The sequence below is a fragment of the Mesorhizobium sp. M7A.F.Ca.US.006.04.2.1 genome (assembly GCF_004022915.1).
GTDB classification, from domain to species: Bacteria; Pseudomonadota; Alphaproteobacteria; order Rhizobiales; family Rhizobiaceae; genus Mesorhizobium; species Mesorhizobium ciceri.
In genome coordinates, this window is record NZ_RZQA01000330.1 from 1 (window position 1) to 6,278 (window position 6,278).

At 62.3% G+C, this 6,278-nt stretch carries 8 protein-coding genes and 1 pseudogene; all 9 read left to right on the forward strand.

Annotated elements, in window-relative coordinates:
- A partial coding sequence (locus tag EN925_RS18290; protein WP_164894268.1) for an Hsp70 family protein occupies positions 1-1,195 on the forward strand: 1,195 nt, incomplete at its 5' end.
- Positions 1,196-1,407: 212 nt separating this feature from the next.
- Positions 1,408-2,538 (forward strand): molecular chaperone DnaJ, encoded by a 1,131-nt coding sequence (dnaJ, locus tag EN925_RS18295; protein WP_013528587.1) that lies wholly within the window; start codon positions 1,408-1,410, stop codon positions 2,536-2,538.
- Positions 2,539-2,705: 167 nt separating this feature from the next.
- Positions 2,706-3,311, forward strand: coding sequence for a phospholipid N-methyltransferase PmtA (pmtA, locus tag EN925_RS18300; protein WP_027161171.1), 606 nt, complete (start codon positions 2,706-2,708; stop codon positions 3,309-3,311).
- 161 nt (positions 3,312-3,472) lie between these two features.
- Positions 3,473-4,069 carry an NADPH-dependent FMN reductase gene (locus EN925_RS18305; protein WP_127368655.1) on the forward strand — a complete coding sequence of 199 codons (597 nt, stop codon included), beginning with the start codon at positions 3,473-3,475 and terminating at the stop codon, positions 4,067-4,069.
- Positions 4,066-4,764 carry an orotidine-5'-phosphate decarboxylase gene (gene pyrF, locus EN925_RS18310; RefSeq protein ID WP_013528590.1) on the forward strand — a complete coding sequence of 233 codons (699 nt, stop codon included), beginning with the start codon at positions 4,066-4,068 and terminating at the stop codon, positions 4,762-4,764. The genes EN925_RS18305 and pyrF overlap by 4 nt, the downstream gene beginning before the upstream one ends.
- Before the next feature lie 32 nt (positions 4,765-4,796).
- Positions 4,797-5,084 carry a DUF1330 domain-containing protein gene (locus EN925_RS18315; protein ID WP_024502158.1) on the forward strand — a complete coding sequence of 96 codons (288 nt, stop codon included), beginning with the start codon at positions 4,797-4,799 and terminating at the stop codon, positions 5,082-5,084.
- 245 nt (positions 5,085-5,329) lie between these two features.
- The gene (locus EN925_RS18320) at positions 5,330-5,650 is read left to right on the forward strand and encodes a helix-turn-helix domain-containing protein (protein WP_024502159.1); all 321 of its coding nucleotides are present in this window, start codon (positions 5,330-5,332) and stop codon (positions 5,648-5,650) included.
- On the forward strand, positions 5,647-6,111 hold the full coding sequence (locus EN925_RS18325) for an SRPBCC family protein (protein ID WP_013528593.1): 465 nt from the start codon (positions 5,647-5,649) through the stop codon (positions 6,109-6,111). Before EN925_RS18320 ends, EN925_RS18325 begins: the two co-directional genes overlap by 4 nt.
- Positions 6,112-6,152: 41 nt before the next feature.
- Positions 6,153-6,278 (forward strand): annotated as a pseudogene (locus tag EN925_RS40780) (aldehyde-activating protein); the annotation flags it as partial.

The following is a 6,278-nucleotide window of genomic DNA, read 5'->3' on the forward strand; positions in this document are numbered from 1 at the left end:
GGAACAGGGCATCGACCTGAAGAACGACAAGCTTGCCCTGCAGCGCCTCAAGGAGGCGGCTGAAAAGGCCAAGATCGAGCTGTCGTCGACCACCCAGACCGAAATCAACCTGCCCTTCATCACCGCCGACGCGACCGGGCCGAAGCACCTGACGCTGAAGCTGACGCGCGCCAAGTTCGAGCAGCTGGTCGACGACCTCGTCCAGCGCACGATTGCCCCTTGCAAGGCGGCATTGAAGGATGCCGGCCTGAAGGCGGGCGAGATCGACGAAGTCGTCCTGGTCGGCGGCATGACCCGCATGCCCAAGATCCAGGAAATCGTGAAGCAGTTCTTCGGCAAGGAGCCGCACAAGGGCGTCAATCCGGATGAGGTCGTCGCTCTCGGCGCCGCCATCCAGGCCGGCGTGCTGCAGGGCGACGTCAAGGACGTGCTGTTGCTCGACGTGACGCCGCTGTCGCTCGGCATCGAGACGCTGGGTGGCGTGTTCACCCGCCTGATCGAACGCAACACGACGATCCCGACCAAGAAGAGCCAGGTGTTCTCGACGGCCGAGGACTCACAGTCGGCAGTGACCATCCGGGTCTTCCAGGGTGAGCGCGAAATGGCCGCCGACAACAAGGCGCTCGGCCAGTTCGACCTGGTCGGCATTCCGCCGGCGCCGCGCGGCGTACCGCAGATCGAGGTCACCTTCGACATCGACGCCAACGGCATCGTCAACGTTTCGGCCAAGGACAAGGGCACCGGCAAGGAGCACCAGATCCGCATCCAGGCATCGGGTGGTCTTTCGGACGCCGACATCGAGAAGATGGTCAAGGACGCCGAGGCCAATGCCGAGACCGACAAGAAGCGGCGTGCGCTGGTCGAGGCCCGCAACCAGGCCGAAGCGCTGCTGCATTCCTCGGAGAAGTCGCTGAAGGAATATGGCGACAAGGTTTCGGAAGGCGAGCGCACGGCGATCTCCGACGCGATCGCGGCGCTGAAGACCGCGACCGAAGGCGACGACGCGGCCGACATCGAAGCCAAGAGCCAGGCGCTGGCCGAGGCTTCTATGAAGCTTGGCCAAGCCATGTACGAGGCTTCGCAGAAGGAAGCGGCGGAAGCCGACGCCAAGGCGGACGCCGCCAAGGACAGTGACGTTGTCGACGCCGATTTCGAGGAAATCGACGAAGACGACGACAAGAAGAAGTCGGCCTGAACCGTTTGACGGCAAGATAAAGCGAAAAGCCCGGCGAAGGCCGGGCTTTTTTGCAACCCCTTGCAGAAAAACAGCGGGCCTTGCTGAAAAAATGCAGGCAAAGCCGCGTCGACACTGGCATCCCCCTTCCATCGCACCTAAATCGAAGCGTCAGTGCCGGCAAGAGACGCAACAATGCTTCAAGACGTTGAGCATCCGGACAGCGGGAAAAAATGAAAGCTGATTTCTACGAGACGCTGGGCGTGCAAAAAGGCGCCGATGAGAAGGAGCTCAAGAGCGCTTTCCGCAAGCTCGCCATGCAATTCCATCCCGATCGCAACCCCGGCGACCATTCCTGCGAGCACAAGTTCAAGGAAATCAACGAAGCCTACGAGACGCTGAAAGACCCGCAGAAGCGCGCGGCCTATGACCGCTTCGGTCACGCCGCCTTCGAACAGGGCGGCATGAATGGCGGGGCCCAAGGCTTTGGCGCCGGCGGCTTCGCCGACATTTTCGAGGACATTTTCGGCGACATGATGGGCGGGCGCCAGCGCCGCTCGTCGGGCGGCCGCGAGCGCGGCGCCGACCTGCGCTACAACATGGAAATCACCCTGGAAGAGGCTTTTGCCGGCAAGACCGCACAGATCCGGGTGCCGGCGTCGATCTCGTGCTCTGAATGTTCGGGCAGCGGCGCTAAGCCCGGCACCCAGCCCGTCACCTGCTCGATGTGCAACGGCCACGGCAAGGTGCGCGCCACGCAAGGCTTCTTCTCGATCGAGCGGACCTGCCCGCAATGCCAGGGGCGCGGCCAGACGATCAAGGATCCGTGCCCGAAATGCGCCGGCCAGGGCCGCGTCACCGAGGAGCGTTCGCTGTCGGTCAACATCCCGGCCGGCATCGAGGACGGCACCCGCATCCGCCTTGCCAATGAGGGCGAAGCCGGCCTGCGCGGCGGGCCCTCGGGCGACCTCTATATTTTCCTGGCGGTCAAACCGCACGAGTTCTTCCAACGCGACGGCGCCGATCTCTATTGCAAGGTGCCGATCTCGATGACGACGGCAGCCCTTGGCGGCTCCTTCGAGGTGACGACGCTGGACGGCACGCAGACCAAGGTCAAGGTGACCGAAGGCACACAGAACGGGCGCCAGTTCCGCCTCAAGGGCAAGGGCATGCCTGTGCTGCGCCAGCCCAATGTCGGCGACCTCTACATCCAGACCGCGGTCGAGACGCCGCAGAACCTGACCCGGCGCCAGCGCGAACTTCTGGAGGAGTTCGAACAGCTCTCCTCGCAGGACAATTCGCCTCAATCGAGCGGCTTTTTCGCCCGTATGAAGGATTTCTTCGAGTCTTTCGGCGAGCGTTGATGCACTTTGGCCCGCGTAAGCCGATTTGCCACGCGTAAATCCTTGAATCGCGTCGCCCCTTGAGACGCGACGAAAATTATCTTATCCACGACATGCGTCCGGCCGCGCCTTGCCTAGCACCGCTCAGGTGCTAAGTAACTTTGCGGGGAGCGCTGAGGAGAGCTTGCATGACACGTGGCCCTGGACTGCGGAAGGCGCTTGTCGAAAAGTTCGACGACGAACTCAAATTCTTCAAGGGCTGGATCGACAAGCCGAAGACGGTTGGCTCGATCGTGCCGACCAGTTCGATCACCGCGCGCAAGATGGCCTCGATCGTCAATCCTAAATCCGGCCTGCCAGTGCTCGAGGTCGGTCCCGGTACCGGCGTCATCACCCGCGCCATCCTCGCCCAGGGCGTACGCCCCGAAAACCTCTACGCTGTCGAATATTCCACGGATTTCGTTCGTCACCTGCGGCGGCTCTATCCCGGCGTCAACGTCATCGAGGGCGACGCCTTCAACCTCAACGCCACGCTTGGCGACAAGAGCGGGATGATCTTCGATTCCGTCGTTTCGGGCGTGCCGCTGCTCAACTTTCCGGTCGCCCAGCGCATCGCCTATATCGAGAGCCTGCTCGACCGCATCCCGGCCGGACGGCCGATCGTGCAGCTGACCTACGGACCGATGTCGCCGATCCCGGCCGGCCGCGGTGACTACACGGTCAAGCATTTCGATTTCATCCTCCGCAACATTCCGCCGACGCAGCTGTGGATCTATCGCCGCGAGGCGCACTAAGTGAGAAGGGAATAGGGCAATAGGGGAGTAAGGGAGTAGGGATGAAGGGTTCCATTTCCAGGCTATTTTCTACTCCCATATTCCCCTACTGCCCTATTCCCCTATCCAGCCGTTGATTTGAGCCGTCCTTGGCTGTACCTGTCCGGGAACAAGGGTGGCCAATGGCAGTGATCCCGAAAATCCTCGTCTTCGCCGGCTCGGTGCGCAGCGGCGCCTATAGCGGCAGGGCCGCCGACGTGGCGCAAAAGGAACTCGCCATGCAAGGTGCCGAGGTGACCCGCATCTCGCTCGCCGACTACCCCCTGCCGATCATGGACGAGGATCTGGAAAAGGAAAAAGGCGTTCCCGAAAACGCCCAGAAACTCGGCCGTCTGATCATCGCCCATGACGGGCTGCTGATCGCCACACCCGAATATAACGGCTCCATTCCGCCGCTGCTCAAGAACACGATCGACTGGGTGAGCCGGGTGCGCAGGGATGGTGGCCGGCCAGTCAGGCCGCTGGCCGGCAAGGTCGTTGGCCTCTGCTCGTCCTCCAACGGGCACTTTGCCGGTATCCGCTGCATCAACCATCTGCGCGCGGTGCTGGTGCGTTGCCAGATGGAGGTGGTGACGCCGGAATGCTCGGTGCCCGACGGCGGTGACGCCTTCGACGAGGATGGAAATTTCCGTGACGAAAGACTGCACAAATCGATGGAGCACTTATGCCGCACGCTGATCGAGACCTCGCGCCTGCTGTCCACCCGGATCGAGGCATGATCGCCAATAGCATGCGCGACCGGCTCATCGTCGGCCTCGACGTGCCGACAGTGAAGCAAGCCGAGCAGGCAGTGCGCGAACTCGACGGCATCGTCTCCTTCTACAAGATCGGCTACCAGCTTGCCTTCGCCGGCGGGCTCGACTTCGCCAGGGAGCTGGCCAGCGGCGGCACCAACGTCTTCCTAGACATGAAGCTGCTCGACATCGACCACACGGTGGCCAAGGGTGTCGAGAACATCGTCAAGATGGGCGTGACCATGCTGACCATCCACGCCTATCCCAAGGCCATGCAGGCCGCCGTAGAGGCGGCCAGAGGCAGCGACCTTTGCCTGCTTGCCGTTAGCGTTCTGACCTCGATGGACGAGCAGGACATGATCGACGTCGGCTATGAGTACGATCCGCATACGCTGGTGCTTAGGCGCTCGGAACAGGCGCTGCATGCCGGCATGGGCGGCATCGTCTGCTCGGCCGCGGAGGCCGAGGCGGTGCGCCGGATCGTGGGACCCGACATGGCGGTGGTGACGCCCGGCATCCGGCCGGCGGGCAGCGACCATGGCGACCAGAAGCGCGTGGTGACGCCAGGCCAGGCGATTCGCAACGGCGCCAGCCACCTCGTCGTCGGCCGTCCGATCATTGCTGCGGCCAACAAACGGGAAGCGGCCGAAGCCATCCTCGACGAGATGCGCTCGGCCTGAGATTTCCAGGAACAAGTTCGGAGACCAAGAAAATGCCCAAAGGATATTGGATCGCTCGTGTCGATGTGCGCGACGCGGAAGGCTACAAGGACTATGTCTCCGCCGCCAAACCTGCCTTCGAGCGCTTCGGCGCGAAGTTCCTGGCGCGCGGCGGCGAGCATGAAAAGGCCGAAGGCCCCGGCCGCGCACGCAATGTCATCATCGAGTTCGAATCGCTGGCCGCCGCGCATGATTGCTACCATTCGCCGGAATACCAGCGCGCCGCCGCCATCCGCCAGAAGGTCGCCGACGGCGAGATCGTCCTGGTCGAGGGCGCCTGAGGTCCCCTGCAAGCATAGTTCCGGTTTTAGCCGGAGACGTGCTCAAAATCGGATAGAGCCTGGCGGCGTTTGAAGCCCCGCAGGCTCATTTTACATATCTTTGCTCCGCGATTTCACGGTGATCTGCCTGGCGCAGTTGCCAGGTGCGGAGCCGTGCCGACGAGCGCTCATTCAACGCCGGTCGGATTGCCGGTTGACATGCAGGTATTTACCTGCATATTATGCCTTACAACAGAGTGAGGCAGATGGACGCCGACAAGGTTTTCAAAGCGCTGGGCGACCCGACACGCAGAAGGCTGCTTGACCTTCTGTGCGAGCAGAACGGGCAGACGCTCAGTCAGCTTTGCGATCATCTGGACATGGCCAGGCAATCCGCCACCCAGCACCTCGACCTGCTGGAGGCGGCCAACCTGGTGAGCACGGTCAAGCGCGGCCGCGAAAAACTACATTTCATCAATCCCGTGCCGCTGCACGAAGTCTACGAGCGCTGGGTACGGAAATTCGAACGGCAGCGGCTCAGCCTGCTGCACGACCTGAAGCAGGAACTCGAAGGAGAAGACCAATGACCAGGGAAACGACCAGCTTTGTCTACGTGACCTATATCCGCTCGACGCCGCAGAAGGTGTTCGAGGCGATAATCAAGCCCGAGATCGCAAAGCGCTACTGGGGCCACGAGAACGTCTCCGAATGGACGCCGGGCTCGAAATGGGAGCACATCCGCGCCAATGACGAACGGACTGTCGAACTCGTCGGCAAGGTCGTCGAGATTTCGCCGCCGACCCGCCTCGTCATCACCTGGGCGAACGCTTCGCAGGCGGACGATCCGTCAAAAACCAGCCGCGTGACGTTCGCCATCGAGGAATACGACACCATGGTGCGGCTGACCGTCAGCCATGACGAGCTCGAGGCCGGCAGCGGCATGGCGAAGGGCGTCAGCCAGGGTTGGCCGGCGGTGCTGTCCAGCCTGAAATCCTTCCTCGAAACCGGCAGCGGCATCGATATTTTCGCCAAGCCGAAATCGGCCTGATGTTGCGGCCTCGAGCAGAATCAGACCCGTGGAGAATGACAATGACCAAGCGCTATACCGGCGGCTGCGCATGCGGCGCGATCCGTTACGAGACCAATGACGAGCCGATCTTCCAGAACCACTGCCAATGCAGCGATTGCCAGAAGCGCTCAGGCACCGGCCACGGA